This is a genomic window from Microbulbifer sp. ALW1, assembly GCF_009903625.1.
Classification (GTDB): Bacteria; Pseudomonadota; Gammaproteobacteria; order Pseudomonadales; family Cellvibrionaceae; genus Microbulbifer.
Genome location: NZ_CP047569.1, coordinates 1,245,311 through 1,263,039, shown reverse-complemented (window position 1 = coordinate 1,263,039; position 17,729 = coordinate 1,245,311). Strand labels below are relative to the sequence as shown.

General features: G+C 58.6%; 17 protein-coding genes and 1 other RNA gene. 13 read left to right on the top strand and 5 right to left on the bottom strand.

Going from position 1 to position 17,729, the window contains the following annotated elements; genetic code table 11:
* A complete protein-coding gene (locus tag GRX76_RS05200; protein WP_160152340.1) occupies positions 1-597 on the bottom strand; it encodes a UPF0149 family protein in 597 nt (198 codons plus the stop codon).
* 261 nt (positions 598-858) lie between these two features.
* Between GRX76_RS05200 and GRX76_RS05195 the strand changes: the two genes are divergently transcribed.
* The 4 genes from GRX76_RS05195 (at position 859) to GRX76_RS05180 (ending at position 2,454) form a co-directional block, all read left to right on the top strand.
* Positions 859-1,062, top strand: a complete 204-nt coding sequence (locus GRX76_RS05195) for a TIGR02449 family protein (RefSeq protein WP_160152339.1) — start codon at positions 859-861, stop codon at positions 1,060-1,062.
* Complete coding sequence (locus tag GRX76_RS05190) at positions 1,062-1,376, top strand: cell division protein ZapA (RefSeq protein ID WP_160152338.1); 315 nt, start codon at positions 1,062-1,064, stop codon at positions 1,374-1,376. Before GRX76_RS05195 ends, GRX76_RS05190 begins: the two co-directional genes overlap by 1 nt.
* 200 nt (positions 1,377-1,576) lie before the next feature.
* Positions 1,577-1,756, top strand: a non-coding RNA gene (gene ssrS / locus GRX76_RS05185) — 6S RNA.
* Positions 1,757-1,812: 56 nt separating this feature from the next.
* Positions 1,813-2,454 (top strand): 5-formyltetrahydrofolate cyclo-ligase, encoded by a 642-nt coding sequence (locus GRX76_RS05180; RefSeq protein WP_160152337.1) that lies wholly within the window; start codon positions 1,813-1,815, stop codon positions 2,452-2,454.
* 104 nt (positions 2,455-2,558) lie between these two features.
* On the opposite strand, the gene GRX76_RS19155 is transcribed toward GRX76_RS05180, so the two are convergent.
* Together GRX76_RS19155 and ilvA are read right to left on the bottom strand one after the other, a co-directional pair.
* Complete coding sequence (locus GRX76_RS19155; protein WP_201277016.1) at positions 2,559-2,699, bottom strand: hypothetical protein; 141 nt, start codon at positions 2,697-2,699, stop codon at positions 2,559-2,561.
* Positions 2,700-3,084: 385 nt separating this feature from the next.
* Positions 3,085-4,608: a threonine ammonia-lyase, biosynthetic gene (ilvA, locus tag GRX76_RS05175; RefSeq protein WP_160152336.1), complete on the bottom strand. Its 1,524-nt coding sequence runs from the start codon at positions 4,606-4,608 to the stop codon at positions 3,085-3,087.
* A gap of 176 nt (positions 4,609-4,784) precedes the next feature.
* Here ilvA and rpiA point away from each other — a divergent pair, with 176 nt between their 5' ends.
* From rpiA to GRX76_RS05160, 3 genes are all read left to right on the top strand, one after another.
* A complete protein-coding gene (gene rpiA / locus GRX76_RS05170) occupies positions 4,785-5,462 on the top strand; it encodes a ribose-5-phosphate isomerase RpiA (protein ID WP_160152335.1) in 678 nt (225 codons plus the stop codon).
* A gap of 45 nt (positions 5,463-5,507) precedes the next feature.
* Positions 5,508-6,134, top strand: a complete 627-nt coding sequence (locus tag GRX76_RS05165) for a hypothetical protein (RefSeq protein WP_160152334.1) — start codon at positions 5,508-5,510, stop codon at positions 6,132-6,134.
* Positions 6,135-6,333: 199 nt separating this feature from the next.
* Entirely contained in the window at positions 6,334-6,678 is a 345-nt protein-coding gene (locus GRX76_RS05160; protein WP_160152333.1) for a DUF4168 domain-containing protein, read from the top strand.
* A gap of 17 nt (positions 6,679-6,695) precedes the next feature.
* On the opposite strand, the gene GRX76_RS05155 is transcribed toward GRX76_RS05160, so the two are convergent.
* Positions 6,696-7,022, bottom strand: a complete 327-nt coding sequence (locus GRX76_RS05155) for a helix-turn-helix domain-containing protein (RefSeq protein WP_160152332.1) — start codon at positions 7,020-7,022, stop codon at positions 6,696-6,698.
* A gap of 141 nt (positions 7,023-7,163) precedes the next feature.
* Between GRX76_RS05155 and GRX76_RS05150 the strand changes: the two genes are divergently transcribed.
* Positions 7,164-8,261: an AraC family transcriptional regulator gene (locus tag GRX76_RS05150; RefSeq protein ID WP_160152331.1), complete on the top strand. Its 1,098-nt coding sequence runs from the start codon at positions 7,164-7,166 to the stop codon at positions 8,259-8,261.
* Positions 8,262-8,337: 76 nt separating this feature from the next.
* Here GRX76_RS05150 and GRX76_RS05145 read toward each other — a convergent pair whose 3' ends face one another.
* Positions 8,338-9,567 (bottom strand): OmpA family protein, encoded by a 1,230-nt coding sequence (locus GRX76_RS05145; RefSeq protein ID WP_160152330.1) that lies wholly within the window; start codon positions 9,565-9,567, stop codon positions 8,338-8,340.
* 270 nt (positions 9,568-9,837) lie between these two features.
* On the opposite strand from GRX76_RS05145, the gene GRX76_RS05140 reads away from it, so the two are divergent.
* The 5 genes from GRX76_RS05140 (at position 9,838) to GRX76_RS05120 (ending at position 17,691) form a co-directional block, all read left to right on the top strand.
* Positions 9,838-10,986: an acyl-CoA dehydrogenase family protein gene (locus tag GRX76_RS05140; protein ID WP_160152329.1), complete on the top strand. Its 1,149-nt coding sequence runs from the start codon at positions 9,838-9,840 to the stop codon at positions 10,984-10,986.
* Positions 10,983-12,299, top strand: coding sequence for a DASH family cryptochrome (locus GRX76_RS05135; protein ID WP_160152328.1), 1,317 nt, complete (start codon positions 10,983-10,985; stop codon positions 12,297-12,299). The genes GRX76_RS05140 and GRX76_RS05135 overlap by 4 nt, the downstream gene beginning before the upstream one ends.
* Positions 12,300-12,318: 19 nt before the next feature.
* Positions 12,319-13,851, top strand: a complete 1,533-nt coding sequence (locus GRX76_RS05130; protein ID WP_160152327.1) for a cryptochrome/photolyase family protein — start codon at positions 12,319-12,321, stop codon at positions 13,849-13,851.
* Between the two features lie 186 nt (positions 13,852-14,037).
* A complete protein-coding gene (locus GRX76_RS05125; protein ID WP_160152326.1) occupies positions 14,038-15,471 on the top strand; it encodes a serine/threonine-protein kinase in 1,434 nt (477 codons plus the stop codon).
* 105 nt (positions 15,472-15,576) lie between these two features.
* Positions 15,577-17,691 carry a hypothetical protein gene (locus tag GRX76_RS05120; RefSeq protein WP_160152325.1) on the top strand — a complete coding sequence of 705 codons (2,115 nt, stop codon included), beginning with the start codon at positions 15,577-15,579 and terminating at the stop codon, positions 17,689-17,691.
* The last annotated feature ends 38 nt before the right edge of the window (positions 17,692-17,729 follow it).

The window sequence follows — 17,729 nt, the reverse complement described above, 5'->3', positions numbered from 1 at the left end:
TCAGTGCAATGTGGGCGCATCAGTGGCCGGCGTCTCGCCGCCATCCGCTGCAGAGTTGCATTCCACAAAGATATTCAGGGCTGCCATACGCACATATTCCTGCACTTCGAATAACTCACGCTCCTGCTCAGGATTGTTTTCCAGGTCGGAGGCATTCAGCTGGGCAATCTCTGCCAGGTCTTTCAATGCCTCGCTGCTGGTGGGCAAGAGTTCACCGGCATACTTGCCGATTCCGAACCCGTGCAAAAAGCCCTCACACCAGTGGCACAAGGTCTGGCCGCGCTCGGCCAACTCATCGCTACTGCTGAGCAGAGGCTGGAATGAAAAATTGTTATCCGCAAGGTCCTGCTGGCTTCGCTCGGCCAATTGCAGCGCATCCCGTAGCAGGTCGGCAGGTACCGCATCCAGGTCGAGAAATTCCGCCAGCTCTTTCTGCCAGCGCGACTTGTCCGGGCGTGCACCCGCGGCCAGCAGGCCACAGATAAACCCGTGCAGTTCACTGGGGCCGATTTTTCCGCCGGCCACCACAATCTGGTTGGCGAGGTCATCAAAGGATATTTCCCTGGCTGACGCTGCGGAAGGGGTTGATGGGGACATAAACTCTCCTGGTGACACCGGCAAACAAAGCTAGGGTGCGATTAACGCACCAAACTGGTGAAATAATGGCTAGCGCCCGTTCACACTAAAGACGCGGGGCAATTGACCCCCTATTACACCGGCAATATAGTAGCGGAATCCCCCGACTCCCGCAGTCGTGGCGCTGGATTTTATTCCGGTCAATGCAAAGAGCGGCCGCCGTTGACGAGCGGCGGCGCAACAAGTCGCAGGGGTAAGCGGCGCACCGAATACGCAGGCATTATGGACAAACTACAGGCGTTAGAATTGAAACTGGACTCGCTGATACAGCAGTGCCAGCAGCTGACCGCAGATAACCGATCACTGCGTGAACAGGAAGGCCAGTGGCTGCAGGAGCGCCAACGGCTGATTAAAAACAATGAAGTGGCCCGCAGCCGCGTTGAAACAATGATCAACCGACTGAAAGGCCTGAGCCAAGAAAACTGATGAGCAGCAAACCGCACAATTCCGCCACAGTGGCCGTCACGATTCTCGATAAAGAGTATCGCGTTGCCTGTTCGGAAGAAGAGCAGCCGGGACTGCAGGCGTCTGCGCGACTGCTCAATGAGCGCATGGCCAAAATCCGCAATAGCGGTTCCGTGATCGGCGCGGAGCGCATTGCGGTGATGGCAGCCCTGAATATCGCCCACGAGCTGATCCAGGCCAAGGCCGGGCTCGCGCGTCAGCCGGTGGAAGAGGAAATGCTCGATCGCCTGCACGAAAAAGTCCAGGCGGCGCTCAACAAATTCGACCAGGCTTGATCCCGGCGTCTCTCGCGTCGCGAATCACTCACAACTATCTAACCAACTCTTCCCTGCCTGCGTTCCACTACTCTGTCTTCTATTCGCTACACAGCTTTATATAAGACCTTCGCAACCGCGATGCTTGACTATCGCCAAAAAGCACATTTTTCACGGAAAGTGCGTTTAGCCAAGATAGCTTCCAAGTTGTATAATTACCCCTCGCCCTGAAGTGTTGGCCAGTTGACTATGTCCTGAGCCGATAATTCTACCCTGGAGGTTCCCAGCGGATGTTGGTGTGCAAGTCCGCCTTGTAGCGGAAAGCCTTATGCATTCCGGTAACCCCCACCTTGAGCCTTACGGTTCAAGGCTATGTCATCAGCCGCATCTTCGGGGCTCCTAATTCCTTACGCCGGGCAGTGCGCCAACTTCACTGCCGCACATCCAGCGTCCGCCGATGTCAGACACTCCCGTACCCACAGTCAAAACCCAGCTGCGCCGACAAATTCGCGCTGCGCGACGCGCCCTGAGCCAATATCAGCAGCGCCTGGCCAGCCAGCGGCTGTGTGCACGCCTGGCACTGTGTCCAGAGCTGAAACGGGCCCGCCACATCGGCATTTACTGGCCCATGGACGGCGAGATCGATCCGCGCCCGCTGCTGACGCGCTTCCCCGACAAATACTTTTACCTGCCGGCACTGCCCCGCGGCAGCCGCTCCACCATGACCTTTCTGCATTGGTCGGGCACCCCCCTGCGCTACCGCAACCGATACGGTATTCCTGAACCGCTGGTTCGCCGCAACCAGCCCTCAGGCATTGCGCCCGGGAAGACATCTCGCATCGCGAAAGTCCGGCCACCACACAAAATGGACCTGGTGCTGCTGCCTCTGGTGGCCTTTGATCCTTCCGGGGCGCGCCTGGGTATGGGTGCCGGTTACTATGACCGCACCTTTGCCTTCAAGCGTTTACGGCCGGGCAGTGGCCCAAAGCTGGCGGGCATTGCCCACCAGTTGCAGTGCGTACATCAGTTAACGGTGGAGAGCTGGGATATTCCGCTATCAGTGGTGGCCACAGATCAGCAGTTATACCGCTGCACCTGAGCCTCGCTAGATCGCAATGGGTGCCCCCGAACGGCAGGCACAAAAAAAGCCAAACCTTTTCGGGTTTGGCTTTTTTTGTGGCATTCAGCCTGCGGGCGAAGGGGTCAGCGAGTAACCACTCCCTGCTGCAGCGCCGCCGGGGCCTCTTCCTGGTCGGAAGAGAACACCTCGGTCAGACCACTGCTGCTCAGCAGTACGCCCGCAACAAAGACAACTACAGCGAGTGTCAATGCATCGGGTTTCATGGGGACCATCCTGTTAGATCTGAATTCTTGTTGTTTTTAATTCGTTCGAGTTCTTTTTTACCTGGCGATCTGCGCCGCCAGTTGTGATTTAGACGTAGGCTCCCAGAAAAGTTCCGGTCCAGAGGAAAAATTCCTCCTTCTCACAGCTGCTCGGTCACCCGCATCACTACCCTTGCCAAACTGATGCCAAGTTGGCATTCAGCTGGCCCACAAGGGCTAATCACCGGTCAAAAGATACTCGATCGATGGCCAAATAGTAACCCGTCAAGCGCTTTTTTTTGAGAGAAACCTCACATTTTGGAAATTGCAAGTTCGACAGACCCGCGCGGGTGAACTACCCACCGCAAAATCTGACGACTGGCACACATATTCCACTGCACCCGGTTCATTTCCCCTGGGAAAGGAAGAACTGGTAGGCCGGATTCTCGGTTTCTTCCCAGAAGGGGTAGTGCAACTGGTCCAGCAGGGCCCGTAGCGCCGGGCGCTCAGCCTCGGCTACCTCCAGCCCCACCAACACACGTCCGTAGGCCGCGCCGTGGTTGCGGTAGTGGAACAGGGTAATATTCCAACGCCCCGCCAGTTGCTCCAGGAACTTGCGCAGTGCTCCGGGGCGCTCGGGGAATTCGAAGCGGTAAACCACTTCATCCTCGATACCCGGCGCGCGGCCGCCAACAAGGTGGCGGATATGCAGCTTGGCCATTTCATTGTCGGTGAGGTCAGTCACCCGGTAACCGCCCTCCTGCAATTGCGCAACCAGCTGCTGGCGATCCGCATCGGTGGTCACCTGCATGCCGACAAAGATGTGTGCCTCGCCGCTGTTGGCATAGCGGTAGTTGAACTCGGTGATGGAGCGATCGCCCAGATCCTGGCAGAACTGCAGGTAGCTACCGGGCTTCTCCGGAATGGTTACCGCCAGTACCGCCTCGCGCTTCTCGCCGATTTCAGTGCGCTCACTGATATAGCGCAGGCGGTCGAAATTGGTGTTGGCGCCACTGCATACCGTGGCCAGGGTGGCGTTTTCACCGCCGCTCTGTTCCACATACTTTTTCATCCCGGCGAGGCCCACAGCACCGGCGGGCTCGGCAATGGAGCGGGTATCCTCAAAGATGTCCTTGATCGCCGCGCAGATTTCGTCGGTGGTCACGGTGATGACCCCATCGAGGGTCTCGCGCAGTACCCGATAGGTTTCCTCGCCGATCTGCGCCACGGCCACACCATCGGCAAACAGGCCCACTTGCGGCAGGCGCCCGTCGCGATTGCCCTCGTCCATGGCCAATTTCAGGCAGGCAGCATCTTCCGGCTCTACCGCGTAAACCTTGATCTCCGGGCGCACATATTTGATGTAGGCCGCCATACCGGCCGCCAGGCCGCCGCCGCCTACCGGGATAAACACCGCATCCAGATTGCCGGGCTGCTGGCGCAGCAATTCCATCGCCACGGTGCCCTGGCCGGCGATCACGTCCGGGTCGTCGTAGGGGTGGATAAACACCAGGCCGCGCTCTTCCACCAGCTCTTTGGCGCGGGCAGCGGCCTCGTCAAAGGTATCGCCGTGCAACACCACCTCGGCACCGCGCATGCGCACCGCATTCACCTTGATCGCCGGTGTGGTCGACGGCATGACGATGGTCGCGCGCACCCCCAGTTGCTGGGCCCCCAGGGCCAGGCCCTGGGCGTGATTGCCCGCCGAAGCACAGATCACACCCTTGGCGCGCTGCTCCGGAGGCAGCTGCAACAGTTTGTTATAGGCGCCGCGAATCTTGAAAGAAAACACCGGCTGCAGGTCTTCGCGCTTCAGCAGAATGCGGTTTCCCAGGCGATGTGAAAGCTGGCGCATGGGCTCCAGCGGGGTTTCGATGGCGACATCATAAATACGCGCGTCTAAAATGCGCTTGATATAGGACTTGGGCATGACAAAAACCGACTGCCGGTGGACGTTTGCAAGCCCGCCAGTCTAATCGCTATGCAGCAGCAAAGCCACTTTCAGGCCATTTTTGCGCGAAAAAATATTCGAAAGCGGGTATTTTTGTGGCAAAAATTGCACATGGACGCATATTTTCCTTACAGGACAGCCTTACGGGACCAGCTATGAACCAGGATCAACTGAAACAGGACGTCGCCCGCGCCGCGGTGGAATACATCACCCCCATGCTGGATGCCGACACCATTGTCGGCGTCGGTACCGGCTCTACCGCCAATTACTTCATCGATTTCCTCGCGGAGAAAAAGGGCCTGTTTGACGGCACCGTCGCCAGCTCCGACGCCTCCGCCGAGCGCCTCAAGTCCCACGGTATTCCCGTGTACGACCTCAACGCGGTGGACAGCATCCGTGTCTACGTGGACGGCGCCGATGAAACTAACCCGCTGCTGCAGCTGATCAAGGGTGGCGGCGCCGCGCTCACCCGCGAGAAAATTGTGGCGGCCTGCTCCGAAGAGTTTGTGTGTATCGCCGACGGCAGCAAATGGGTCGAAGTGCTGGGCAACTTCCCACTGCCGGTCGAAGTCATTCCGATGGCGCGTTCCTATGTTGCCCGCGAGCTGGTGAAGCTGGGTGGAGACCCGGTGTACCGCGAGGGAGTGACGACCGACAATGGCAATGTCATTCTCGACGTGCACAATATGCAGATCGCCAAGCCCCTGGCATTGGAAGACGCCATCAACAATATCACCGGTGTGGTCACCAATGGCCTCTTTGCGGCCCGCCCCGCAGACATATTGCTGCTCGGCACCGCCGATGGCGTGAAGACGATCAAATCAAAAGTCTGAGCAACAATCTAAGTAACAATCTAAGCAACAATCATTTGGAAGCTGATGATTCATAAGAATAAGAAACTGAAACTGGCGTTGCTCGCCCTGCCCATGCTGTTGATGGCGGGCTGCGCCACTACCCCACCCAGTAATACCGACAATATCTGCGAGATCTTTCGCGAGAAAGACGACTGGTATCACGACGCCGCCAAGTCCTCACGCAAGTGGAATACCCCCATCGCCACTATGATGGCCACACTGCACCAGGAGTCCCGCTTTGTGCACGACGCCAAACCGCCGCGCACCAAGATCCTGTGGATAATTCCCGGACCGCGCCCTTCGGATGCCTACGGTTACGCCCAGGCACTGGGCCCCACCTGGAAAGGCTACCAGCGCTCCACCGGCAACTACGGCGGTGACCGCGACGATTTCGCCGATGCCATCGACTTTGTCGGTTGGTACCACAACACCAGCCAGCGCCAGTGCCGGATCAAGCCGAACGATACCTACAGCCTGTACCTCGCCTACCACGAGGGTCAGGGAGGCTTTAATCGCCGCACCTACCGCAACAAAAAATGGCTAAAAAATGTCGCTCAGAAGGTTTCAACCAGGGCCCAGAGCTACCAGCGACAACTCAATAGTTGCGAGGCCTCACTGAAAAAACGCAAAAAATTCCTCGGACTTTTTTGACGCCGCACAAACGGTGAGTTGGCACTGCCACACAAAACGACCGCCGCCGGTGCAGACTGGCGGCAAATGGCCCAAACGGGCCTGAATACCAACTACCCTAAGCAGACAGCGCCTCAACACCGCCAAGGCTCTGTAGCCCTCATCCGACGCTGGGCGTGCACTCCGCACAGATGCGTGATCTCAATAACGAGAGGTGCTCATGAAGCCGACCGCCATTTACTCCGCCGCACTCGCACTGGCTCTCGCCGTTTCCAGTGCCTTTGCAGAAACCGCTGTGAGCGACGCGCAGCTACAGAAATTTGCCGATGCCTACCGCTCCATTGTCACCCTGAGCCAGGAATACGCGCCCAAGATCAAAGCGGCCGCGGATGCCGCAGCTGCCGAAGCCATCAACGTGGAAGCCCAGTCCAAAATGGTCGCCGCGGTGCAGGGCGCGGGCCTGAGCAAAGAAGAATACCAGGGCATTGCCACCCAGCTGCGCAATGATCCAGCGCTACTGCAGAAGGTGAACGACATACTGCAGAAGGCCGCCGCCCCGCAGTAACGGCTACGCCAAAGAGCCTAGGGCGCCGGAATCCGCTCCGGCGCCAGCTCCAGTACGGCAGCAATCTCTTCCAGGTGCGCCCGCACCCAGCTGCCATCGATCGAACCCCAGTCTTTCAGTTCGTAATAACCGTCGTTATTGCGCACCCCCTGCTGCACAAACTCCACCTGAGTGCCGTGCCCCGGCAACCCCTTGGCGATCACGTCCTGCACCGTGCGCCGCGGCCAACCTGTCACCTCCTCCAGCGCAGGATTGTTGGGGCGCGGTAACTGCTCGATCAGATAGGTAATCAGCAGACGGCGGCAGATGGTGGGGTTGAGTGCACAGGTAATGGCTTTGTCCATGATCACTTCCTGTAGTTTTTAGATTGGCGGTTGGCAGACGACAGAAAAACCATTTGTAGCACATTGATTTCCCAATTTCCCGGAAGCGGGACTTTTTATGCACCTTTTTGCATAATCCCCCCATTCAGGTGCGTAATAACAATGCACTCCCCCTCAACGACACCGGAGCCGGGAATCGTGACCGTGGAGACAGAAAACCAAGCCCTCGACCATGAGCAGTCTGACGCGGGCCACAAGGACCCCGGCATTCTGGCGGCCGCGGTATTTGCCCACCTCGCCGGGGCCAAGGCCGCGGGCGTCGACACCGACCAGCTGCTGCTGAGCGCCGGTATCGAGCCCGCCACCACCATCCGCAACGACGCCCGTATTGGCCGCGAGCAACTGGCCCTTCTGTTGCGCCTGTTGTGGGATCAGCTGGGGGATGAGTCTGGCGGTTACCTGGCGCGCCCCTGGCTGCGCGGTACCTTTGCGATGATGGCCCATGCCACCATCACCTGCCCCAATTTGCGGCGGGCCCTGCTGCGCTCCGGGCGCTTTGTCAGCATGGTCAGTGACGACCTGCACATCAAACTGGTGGAAGATGGGGAAGAGGCCCGCCTGATTTTCCATCACGGCAACCAGAAACAGTTACCGAACCAGAATTTTGTCGAATCCCTGGCGGTCATCTGGCTGCGTTTTTTCAGCTGGCTGATCGACCGCACCATTTTGCTGGAACGGGTACACCTGGCCTTTCCGCCACCGGATTACGACGAAGACTACAGCGATATGTTCCCCTGCCGGCACTACTTTCACCAGCAGGAAAGCTGCCTGGTATTCAGCACCCGCTACCTGAACATGCCGCTGGTGCGCGACGCCCAGCAGCTGAGTGAATTCCTCGCCCGCGCCCCTGAGTGCCTGCTGACCCAATATAAGTCCGATAACAGTTTCACCGGCCGCATCCGCCGCATGCTGCAAAGCCACAACAGCATCGAGAACCTGTCCCTGGACGATGTGGCCGAGCGCCTGTTCACCTCGCCACAGACACTGCGTCGACGCCTGAAAGACGAAGGCAACAGCTGGCAGGACATCAAGGATTCCGTGCGCCGGGATATGGCCATGTACCAGCTCAAACAACAGGAAACCGCAGTGGCCGAAATTGCCGAGCGCCTGGGTTTTTCCGAGCCCAGCGCCTTCAACCGCGCCTTCAAGAAATGGACCGGTCTCGCACCCGGCGCTTATCGGGACAAGTACCGCAATTAAATTTATTGCTCCAGCAAAAAGAAAACCCGCGGCGAACCGCGGGTTTTCTTTTTCAGGCATTCACTGTCGATCATTTCTACTCGAAGGAGGTCACCTTCACCACGATACGACGGTTCTTCTGCTTGCCCTCTTCGGTGTCGTTGCTCGCCACCGGGTCGGCGGAGCCCACGCCCACCGCCTTGATACGGGTGGCATCGATACCGGCATCGGTCAGCATCTTCATCACCGCCTGCGCACGGGATTCAGACAACTTCTGATTGGCCCCGGCATCGCCGTCGCTATCCGTGTGGCCTTCAATCATGATCGAGAGCCCCGGGTTTTCCTGCATCACGGTAATCAGCGCCTGTACGTCCGGTAGTGATGCCGCGTTGGGCATGCTGCCGTCGGTGGGGAACTCGATATTCAGCGGGAACTCGCGGTTCGGGTCGCGCTGGGCATTGGCCAGGTAATCGCGGAAGTCTTTGCCGAAATCGCCACTGGTGACCGGCTCCTCGGCCACCACCACATCGTCTTCGACCACCGCCGGTTCATCGGTTGTTGCCGGCTCCTCGGTGACCACTACCTCATCCTGTTCCATGACCACACCACCGGTGCCGTCATCCAGTTTTTCTTTCTTGGCGCACATGTTCAGCGCCCAGAGTACACCCAGGGCAATCAACAGTGGCCACAGCCACTTGCCCCAGCCACTTTTTTTGACCGGCGGCGGTGTCCGGGTGTGCGCAGTCTGACGCGGCGTGGTTTCCACCACCGTGCGCTCCGCCAGTTCATCGAGGTTTTTCACCCCCAGCTCCTGCAGCAGCCCCGGTGGCAGCTTGTCTTTGACATGCGCCTTCTGCCCCAGCAACAGCGCTGCCAGGCCCTCCATATTCAGGCCTTTGCTTTTTACCAGCTTGCCGATCAGCGACATGATCACCGGCGCGGCAATGCGCAGCAGGCTGCCGCCCTTGGTGCTGTTCAGCCCCAGCGCGCCGGCAACCGCGTTGATCACACCGTCGCGCTTACCGCCAAACAGGGATTCCAGCATGCTGCCGCCCACATCCTGCAGACTGGTCATCTTGTCCGGTGTGGAAAAAATATCCGCCGGCGACGACAGGTCCATGCTGGTGCTCTTGGTCGCCATATTCAGCAGAGCGCCGAGACCGCTCTCGCTGCCGGCCTTGTTCAGCATACCCGCAAGTACCGATGCGGCCCCGGTGGTGAATGCAGATTCACTTTTGCCTTCCGGCAAACCCAGAGCACTACCCAGTGCGCCCAGACCCGATGAACCCAAATGGCGTACCGCCATTTCCAGAAGATTGTCAGCCATTTGCGTACCTCACGTTTACTTGCACTGTTGCCGCCGCGATTGCCTTCGGCGAAATCACTCTCAACAGTGTACGGCACCAAAATCCTCAAGTTAGGCCGTTTCAGAATAAGAAAAACCCGCCACATCAGGATTCTTAATGCGAACCGTCCACAGACTTGGCGTCAAAAGCCATTGTGCCCGGCGCCACATGAGCTAATTTATTCAGACCAGCCATTCCGTATTCACCAACGCGGCGATGGACAACGACAACAGCAATAAAATGGCCCCAACATGATCCCGAGAACCGTCTTCAGTACCGAACACGAACAGTTTCGTGACAGCGTGCGAAAATTCCTCGAAACCGAAGCCGCCCCCTATCACCACCAGTGGGAAAAAGACGGCCAGGTTGACCGCGAACTCTGGCGCAAGGCCGGCGCCATGGGTTTTCTGTGCCCGCAAGTGCCGGAAGCCTATGGCGGGCTGGAACTGGACTTCGGTTACAACGCCATCGTCGATGAAGAAATTTCCCGCCAGGGACTGACCGGTATCGGGTGGGGACTGCACTCGGATATCGCCGTGCCTTACATCGTCAATTACGGTACCGAAGAGCAGAAGCAGAGATACCTGCCCGGCTGTATCAGCGGCGACATAGTCACCGCCATTGCCATGACCGAACCCGGCGCCGGTTCCGATCTGCAGGGGGTGCGCACCACTGCGGTGAAAGACGGCGATCACTATGTGTTGAACGGTTCCAAAACCTTTATCACTAACGGCCAGCATGCAGACCTGGTGGTGGTGGTTGCCAAAACCGATCCCGCCGCGGGCGCCGCCGGTGTCAGTCTGCTGTTGGTTGAATCCGACAGCCCCGGGTTCAAGAAAGGCACCAATCTGGAAAAAGTGGGCATGAAAGCCCAGGACACTTCCGAGCTGTTCTTCGACGATGTGAAAGTGCCGGTGGAAAATCTGCTCGGCGGAGAGGGCCAGGGTTTTATTTACCTGATGCAGGAGTTGCCCCAGGAGCGATTGAGTGTGGCGGTCAATGCCATCGCCAACTGTGAGGCCGCCATCGGCTGGACCATCGAGTACGTCAAAGACCGCAAGGCCTTCGGCAAGCCCATTTCCGCCTTCCAGAATACCCAGTTCAAACTCGCCGAACTGGATAGCGAGCTCACCGCACTGCGGGTCTTTATCGACCGCTGCCTGGAATTGCACTACGAGGAAAAGCTCGACGTCTCCACCGCTGCCAAAGCCAAACTACTGGCGACGGATTTCCAGTGCAAACTGCTGGATGAGTGCATGCAGTTGCACGGCGGTTTCGGCTACATGTGGGAGTACCCCATCGCCCGCGCCTGGGCCGACGCGCGGGTACAGCGGATCTACGCCGGTACCAATGAAATCATGAAACTGATCATTTCGCGGGAACTCCTCAAGCGCGAATGAACAAGAACAACCTGGTCTGGTTCCGCAACGACCTCCGCAGCAGCGACCACCACGGCCTTGCCGAAGCCTGCGGTAATGCGCAGCAGCACGGCGGTAGCGTGGTCGCACTCTACTGCCTGGACCCGCGCCAGTTTGAAAAAGACCAGTACGGGTTTCGGCGCACGGAAAAATTCCGCGCACAATTTCTGCTGGAATCTCTCGCCGATCTGCAGCGGCAGCTCGCGGTCATCAATGTTCCACTACTGATCAGCCAGAAACACCCGGAGTCGGCGATCCCCGCATTAGTGGCGACACTCGGGATAAGCGACCTCTACCTGCAACGGGAGTGGACCCGCGATGAGCGGCTGGTACAGGAGGCCGTGCAGACTGCCGCGGGAATGGCCGCAGTGAATCTGCACGAATTCTATGGCCAGTTGCTGTTGCACCCGCAAGACCTGCCGTTTGCCCCGCAGGATCTGCCTCGTGTATTTACCGCCTTCCGCAAGGCGTGCGAGCAAGCGTGGTCGGTGCGCCCGCCGGTTCCGCGCCCGTCGCCCATGCCCGCCGAAAACTGGCAGATCGGGGCTGATGAAAGTTTTCACACCACCCTGCCGAGCCTCGCTCAGCTTGGTCTGGAAACCTTCACCCCGGATCCGCGTAGCGCCTTCCCATTTCATGGCGGTGGTGCAGCCGCCCAGCAGCGGATTCAGGATTATTTCTGGAAGTCCGAAAACCTCTTACGCTACAAACACACCCGCGACGGCCTTGTCGGCACCGACTACAGCAGCAAGCTCTCCCCATGGCTTGCCAACGGCAGTCTTTCGCCGCGGCAGGTGTACTGGATGATCCGGGAATTCGAACAGGACGTAAAAGCCAACGAGGACACCTACTGGCTGGTATTCGAGTTGCTGTGGCGGGATTTCTTCAAGTTCGTCAGCCTCAAGCACGGAGACCAAATCTTCCATCTCGGTGGCATCCTTGAACAGGACTACTCCTGGCAGCGCGACCCGGAAGAAATCCAGCGCTGGATAAATGGTGAAACCGAGTACGACTTCGTCAACGCCAACATGCGTGAAATCGCGGCTACCGGCTGGATGAGTAATCGCGGCCGCCAGAATGTTGCCAGCTATTTCGCGCGCGAACGGCAGCAGGATTGGCGTATCGGCGCCGCCTACTTTGAAAGCCTGCTGCTGGACTACGACGTCCACAGCAACTACGGCAACTGGATGTACAACAGCGGTGTAGGCAACGACCCGCGCGATCGCCGCTTCGACATCCAGGGGCAGGCCGAGCGCTACGACCCGGATAGGAGTTTTCGCAACCGCTGGCGGTAACCCGAAAAGAGAAAGCCCATTGAAAACTCTGCGCCTGATCCTGGGCGACCAGCTCAATCACAAGCACTCCTGGTACCACAATGACGATGAAGACACCCTCTACTTCATCGCCGAAATGCGCCAAGAAACCGACTACGTAAAGCATCACATCCAGAAGGTGGTGGCATTTTTCGAGGCGATGTCCGCGTTCGCCCAGTGGCTGCAAGACCGCGGTAAACGCGTGATTTACTATCCCCTGGATCACCCGGACAACACCCAGAAGCTCGGCACCAATATCGCCAACCTGATCCAGACACACGGGATTGAGAAGTTCGAATACCAGCTGGCCGATGAATACCGCCTGGACCAGCAACTCCAACAGCTGAGTGACGACCTCAGTATTCCCAGCGAAGCTTTCGACAGCGAACACTTCCTTACTTCCAGAAGCGAGCTGGAAGCGTTTTTTGCGGATAAAAAATCCCTGCTGATGGAAAGCTTTTACCGGCACATGCGCCGCAAGCACAATCTGTTGATGGAGGATGGCAAGCCTGCCGGTGGCAAATGGAACTTCGATGAAAGTAACCGCAAGAAATGGAAGGGCAAGCCGGCAATACCCCATGAAAAAGGCTTCCTTAAAGATGTGCGCGAAACGCTCCAGCGCATTGAACAGGCGGGTGTAAAAACCTTCGGCAATATCGATCCGGAACATTTCAACTGGCCCACCACCCGCGAAGGCGGCCTGAAGGTGCTGCGCTATTTCTGCGAGCATCTTCTGATCCACTTCGGCGACTACCAGGATGCGATGGACCCCGAACAGGTATACCTGTTTCACAGCCGCCTCAGTTTTGCCATGAACAGCAAGTTGCTGCACCCCCGGGAAGTGATCGATGCGGTCATCGAATACTGGCAGCAAAACAAGAACACCATTTCCCTCAATGAAGTCGAGGGGTTTGTGCGGCAGATCCTCGGTTGGCGGGAATACATGCGCGGCGTCTACTGGCGGGAGATGCCCGGCTACGGGCGCTGTAACCGGCTGCAGAATCACAATGATCTGCCGGCGTTTTACTGGAACGCAGACACGCAGATGAACTGCCTGCACCACGCCATCAAAAACAGCCTCGATCACGCCTACGCCCATCACATCCAGCGCTTGATGATCACCGGCAATTTCGCACTGCTGACCCAGGTGCACCCGGACCAGGTGGACGATTGGTACCTTGGGATCTATATCGATGCAATCCAGTGGGTGGAAATCACCAACACACGGGGCATGAGCCAGTTCGCCGATGGCGGCCTGGTCGCCACCAAGCCGTATATCTCCAGCGGCAGCTATATCAATAAGATGAGCAATTACTGCGCGGAATGCCGCTACAAGGTGAAGGAAAAAACCGGAGAGGACGCCTGCCCTTTTAACAGCCTCTATTGGCACTTCCTGGCTGAAAAGCGCACACATTTCGAGGGCAACCCGCGGATGGCGATGATGCTCAGTCTGCTGGACAAAATGGACAGTGATGAGCTGGACGCTCTTTCGGCACGGGCCAGGCAGATCATCCGCAACCCGGACAATTTCTAACGACGGTATTTTCACCGCTGGCAACAGACGCCAAAGCCCCCTGACGTGATGCGCTCAGCACTCTGTGGCGTGCTCGGTTTATTTCGCCTAATCGCGGCGGTATCCTTGCGCCCCTCCATTGATCCATCAGCGCTGGCAAATCTGGCTGTTATGACGCACCCCGAACTTCACATCCCCGGCTACCAAGTGCACGGCCCAATTGGCCAGGGTGGTATGGCCTCGGTCTACCTGGCCACCCAGGAATCGCTGAACCGCAAGGTTGCCATCAAGGTACTGCGCAACGGGAACCAAGCGCAGCTCAATGAGCGCTTTATCAACGAAGCGCACTTTATTGCCAGCCTCAGCAATCCCCACATCATCACCATCCACGATATTTCGACACTAGCCAATGGCGATCACTACATCGCCATGGAGTTTCTCGAGGGCGGTGACCTGAGCGAGAACCGGGAGCGTTTCTGCGAACCCGGAGCAATCCTGCGGCTGATCCGGCAAATCGCCACGGGCCTCGGTGTGGTACACGCCAAGGGTATCATCCACCGGGATGTGAAGCCGGCGAATATCCTGTTTCGCAAGGACGGCACTGCGGTGCTCACCGATTTCGGCATTGCCAAGGATGTGGAGAACGACTCGGACCTGACCCTGGTAGGACACAGCCTGGGCAGCCCCTCTTACAGCAGCCCCGAGCAGGCCCAGGGACAACCGCTGGATATCACCACAGATATCTATGGCCTGGGCGTGATCCTGCTGGAGCTGCTGCTGGGGCACAACCCGTTCAAGGGCAGCAGCCATACCAGCACTGCCATCAACCATATTCAGCAGGCACTGCCGCCGCTGCCCCAGGAATACGTGTATCTGCAGCCACTGCTGGATCGCATGCTGGCCAAGCGCCCCCAGGACCGTTTTCAAACCTGCGAGGAACTGGCCGCCGCCATCGAGCCCTTGCTCGATCCCACCGCAACCACAGCGCGTCCTTCTGTTATGCCCGCCGGCCAGGCCGGCATCACCGGTCGGCTGCCGCGATTCTTGCTGCCGGCAGTCGGTGCGATCGCAGCGTTGCTACTGGTCTTTTTCGCGACTTACGAGAGCGAAACCGAACGCGAAATCAATCGACTGCTGGAGCAGGCGGAGCTCGGACTCGAAGAGGGCCGCTTCATCGCCCCCGAACAGGACAACGCCCGCTACTACTACCGCCAGGTACTGCTACTGGAACAGGACAACGACGAGGCGCACGAAGGCCTGGAGCGCGTTACCGAATCGCTGGTGCAGGACTATGTCAGCCGTGGCGCCGAAGCCATCGAGCGGGGCGACCTGGTCAAACCCGCAGATACCAATGCCCTGCACTTCTATCGCGAGGCGCTCGCCCTGGAACAAGACAACCCGCAGGCGCTGGCAGGTATCGATCAGCTGGCGGCGGAGTACTCCCGCCGCGCCCGCGCCCATCTGCTCGAAGGCGATCTGGACCGCGCGCACCGAGATGCCAATACCGGTCTCAGCATCCAGCCGGAAAATGCCGAGCTGCTGGCGTTGCGCGCCGAGATTGAAGAGCAGATGCCCGCCGCGAAAAAATTAATCCGCAACGTGTTCGGCAAAATCCGCAAAACTATCGACGGCAAAAACTGAGCGGCAATCTCCGACAAAAATCTCCGCCATAGCCCAGAGGCTCCCTGCGCGCCCTCCCTAACCCGGCTATAACTTGGCATGGGAGATTAGGGAGTTAGTCATCAAATGCCGGGTATTCTTGTCGCACTTCTCAAGCGCTGCTTGCCAATGCTGGCCATCACCCTGCTGGGGCTCTCTGCAACGTCGGTGCTGGCAGAAACCATCCAGGGGCGGGTTCAGGCCGCCACCAAGCCGATATCAGGGGCAGAAGTCACACTGTGGCGGGCCGGGTCGGGGCACCCCAGCAAACTCGCCCAGACCAAGACTGACAACGAAGGCCGCTTCACCCTGAGCCCTGACGCAGCCGGCGGTGCTGCCGGTGTCCTCTACCTGACCTCCAGCGGCGGTATCGCGCAAACGGCAGAAAGTCCGCAGGCAAATACCGCGCTCCAGTTCCTCGCCATTCTCGGCACGTCACCGCCGAAATCCGTGACGCTCAATGAGCGCACCACCGTCGCGTCTGTATGGACCGCCGCAGTATTCCTGAAAGACCAGATTCTCACCGGTCATCTGCAGGGCCTGAAGATTGCCGCGGGCAATGTGCCGAACCTGGTCGACCTCGAGACCGGCGAACTCGGCCCGGTAATCCAGAATCCGCTGAACAGCGCACAGACACCGACGCTGGCCAGGTTCAACACCCTCAGCATCCTGCTTTCAGGTTGCGCCCAGGCACCGGGCAACTGCAACAAACTGTTTGCCGCTGCCACGCCGCCCGGTGGTAAAGCGCCGGACAATACCCTCTCGGCCGCCCAGAACATTGCGCGTAATCCGTGGCATAACGCGCAATCGCTGTTCGCACTGCTCGATGCATTCTATCCGGTGCCCGCCGGCAAACGCTGGCGCAAAACGCCGTTTATTCCCTATCTGAATTTCGCACCCAGTGCCTGGACGCTGTCACTGGTTTATTCCGGCGGAGGCCTCAACTCCCTGGGCGGCATCGCCATCGACGATGACGGCAATATGTGGGCCGACGACAATTTCCTCGTCGGCGCACAATCCACGATTTTTGCCGGCTTTGGCGGCGGACTTTCCAAGCTCGCGCCGGATGGCAAACCGCTTTCCCCCATGACCACCGGCTTTCGCGGCGGCGGTATCGATGGCCCAGGATTTGGCATTGCCATCTCCGCTGACGACAAGGTCTGGGCCACCAGCCTTGCGGGCAAAAATATATCGGTATTCGACCGCAAGACTGGCGCACCGCTGTCACCGGAGAGCGGCTACGACTTCGGCGGAAAGCTCGGCTCCATGCAGGGCATCATCGTTACTCCCAACGGCGATGTATGGGCGCTGGATAACGGCCGCCATCAGATCGTGCACCTGCCCGGCGGAGACGCCGCCAAAGGGCGCATTCTCGGCAGCGCCCTTACTGGCAAGCCAGAAGAAGGGAAACTCCAGTTCAAAGCACCCTTTCACCTCGCCATCGATCACAAGGATCGCATCTGGGTAACCAACAGTGGTGGCGACACGGTGACCCGTTTCCCCGCCAGTGATCCGGACAGGGCCGAGTATTTCAAAGTGGGCTTCGCACCCCGCGCCGTCGCCATCGACAGCCGTGGCAATGCCTGGGTGGCGAATACCGTGGGCACACCCACTACCCGGGAAAAGCTGGCGTTTATCGAGGCCAAACTCAAGGCAAAGGCGGAGAGCCACAAACGCGGTGTGTCGGAGGAGCAGCAGGCGGCCCAGGAGTGGATCGATCTCTACGAAATCATCACCCGTTTCCCCGGCGGTAACGTATCGCTGCTCAGCACTGAAGGGACATTGCTGGGTACTTTTGATGGCAACAACAGCACCATCGGCGCCTGGGGTGTAGCGATCGACGGTAACGACAATGTGTGGATAGCCAACTCCACCGGCCGCTCGATTACCCAGCTGTGCGGGGTACGCACCGACGCCTGCCCTCCCGGATTCAAAACCGGGCAGGCAATTTCTCCCCCTTCCGGTTATATCGGCGGCTTGCAGATAGTCACCGATGTGGCGATCGACCCCGCCGGCAATGTCTGGGTTGCCAATAACTGGGACAGGCCCGATGAAGGATTCAAGAAAGACCCGGATGAAGCACTCTCCACCCGCTTTGGCGGCAATGGTGCCGTGGTATTTTTTGGCCTCGCGGCACCGGTAAAAACACCACTAATAGGCCCGGTAACACTTCCCGATGCACTCGGAAAAAACAAACGTTAATTGGAAAGCCATGATGTATTTATCGCGTTTAGTAACCG

Bases quoted from the DNA above. Each gene is read 5' to 3' on its own strand.
- GRX76_RS05165 (WP_160152334.1), top strand. From the start codon at position 5,508: ATGATTCATAAGAATAAGAAACTGAAACTGGCGTTGCTCGCCCTGCCC.
- GRX76_RS05200 (WP_160152340.1), bottom strand. From the start codon at position 597: ATGTCCCCATCAACCCCTTCCGCAGCGTCAGCCAGGGAAATATCCTTT.
- GRX76_RS19155 (WP_201277016.1), bottom strand. From the start codon at position 2,699: ATGAAACCCGATGCATTGACACTCGCTGTAGTTGTCTTTGTTGCGGGC.
- GRX76_RS05120 (WP_160152325.1), top strand. From the start codon at position 15,577: ATGCCGGGTATTCTTGTCGCACTTCTCAAGCGCTGCTTGCCAATGCTG.
- GRX76_RS05155 (WP_160152332.1), bottom strand. From the start codon at position 7,022: ATGGACAAAGCCATTACCTGTGCACTCAACCCCACCATCTGCCGCCGT.
- rpiA (WP_160152335.1), top strand. From the start codon at position 4,785: ATGAACCAGGATCAACTGAAACAGGACGTCGCCCGCGCCGCGGTGGAA.
- GRX76_RS05135 (WP_160152328.1), top strand. From the start codon at position 10,983: ATGAACAAGAACAACCTGGTCTGGTTCCGCAACGACCTCCGCAGCAGC.
- GRX76_RS05140 (WP_160152329.1), top strand. From the start codon at position 9,838: ATGATCCCGAGAACCGTCTTCAGTACCGAACACGAACAGTTTCGTGAC.
- GRX76_RS05180 (WP_160152337.1), top strand. From the start codon at position 1,813: ATGTCAGACACTCCCGTACCCACAGTCAAAACCCAGCTGCGCCGACAA.
- GRX76_RS05145 (WP_160152330.1), bottom strand. From the start codon at position 9,567: ATGGCTGACAATCTTCTGGAAATGGCGGTACGCCATTTGGGTTCATCG.
- GRX76_RS05195 (WP_160152339.1), top strand. From the start codon at position 859: ATGGACAAACTACAGGCGTTAGAATTGAAACTGGACTCGCTGATACAG.
- GRX76_RS05150 (WP_160152331.1), top strand. From the start codon at position 7,164: ATGCACTCCCCCTCAACGACACCGGAGCCGGGAATCGTGACCGTGGAG.
- GRX76_RS05190 (WP_160152338.1), top strand. From the start codon at position 1,062: ATGAGCAGCAAACCGCACAATTCCGCCACAGTGGCCGTCACGATTCTC.
- GRX76_RS05160 (WP_160152333.1), top strand. From the start codon at position 6,334: ATGAAGCCGACCGCCATTTACTCCGCCGCACTCGCACTGGCTCTCGCC.
- ilvA (WP_160152336.1), bottom strand. From the start codon at position 4,608: ATGCCCAAGTCCTATATCAAGCGCATTTTAGACGCGCGTATTTATGAT.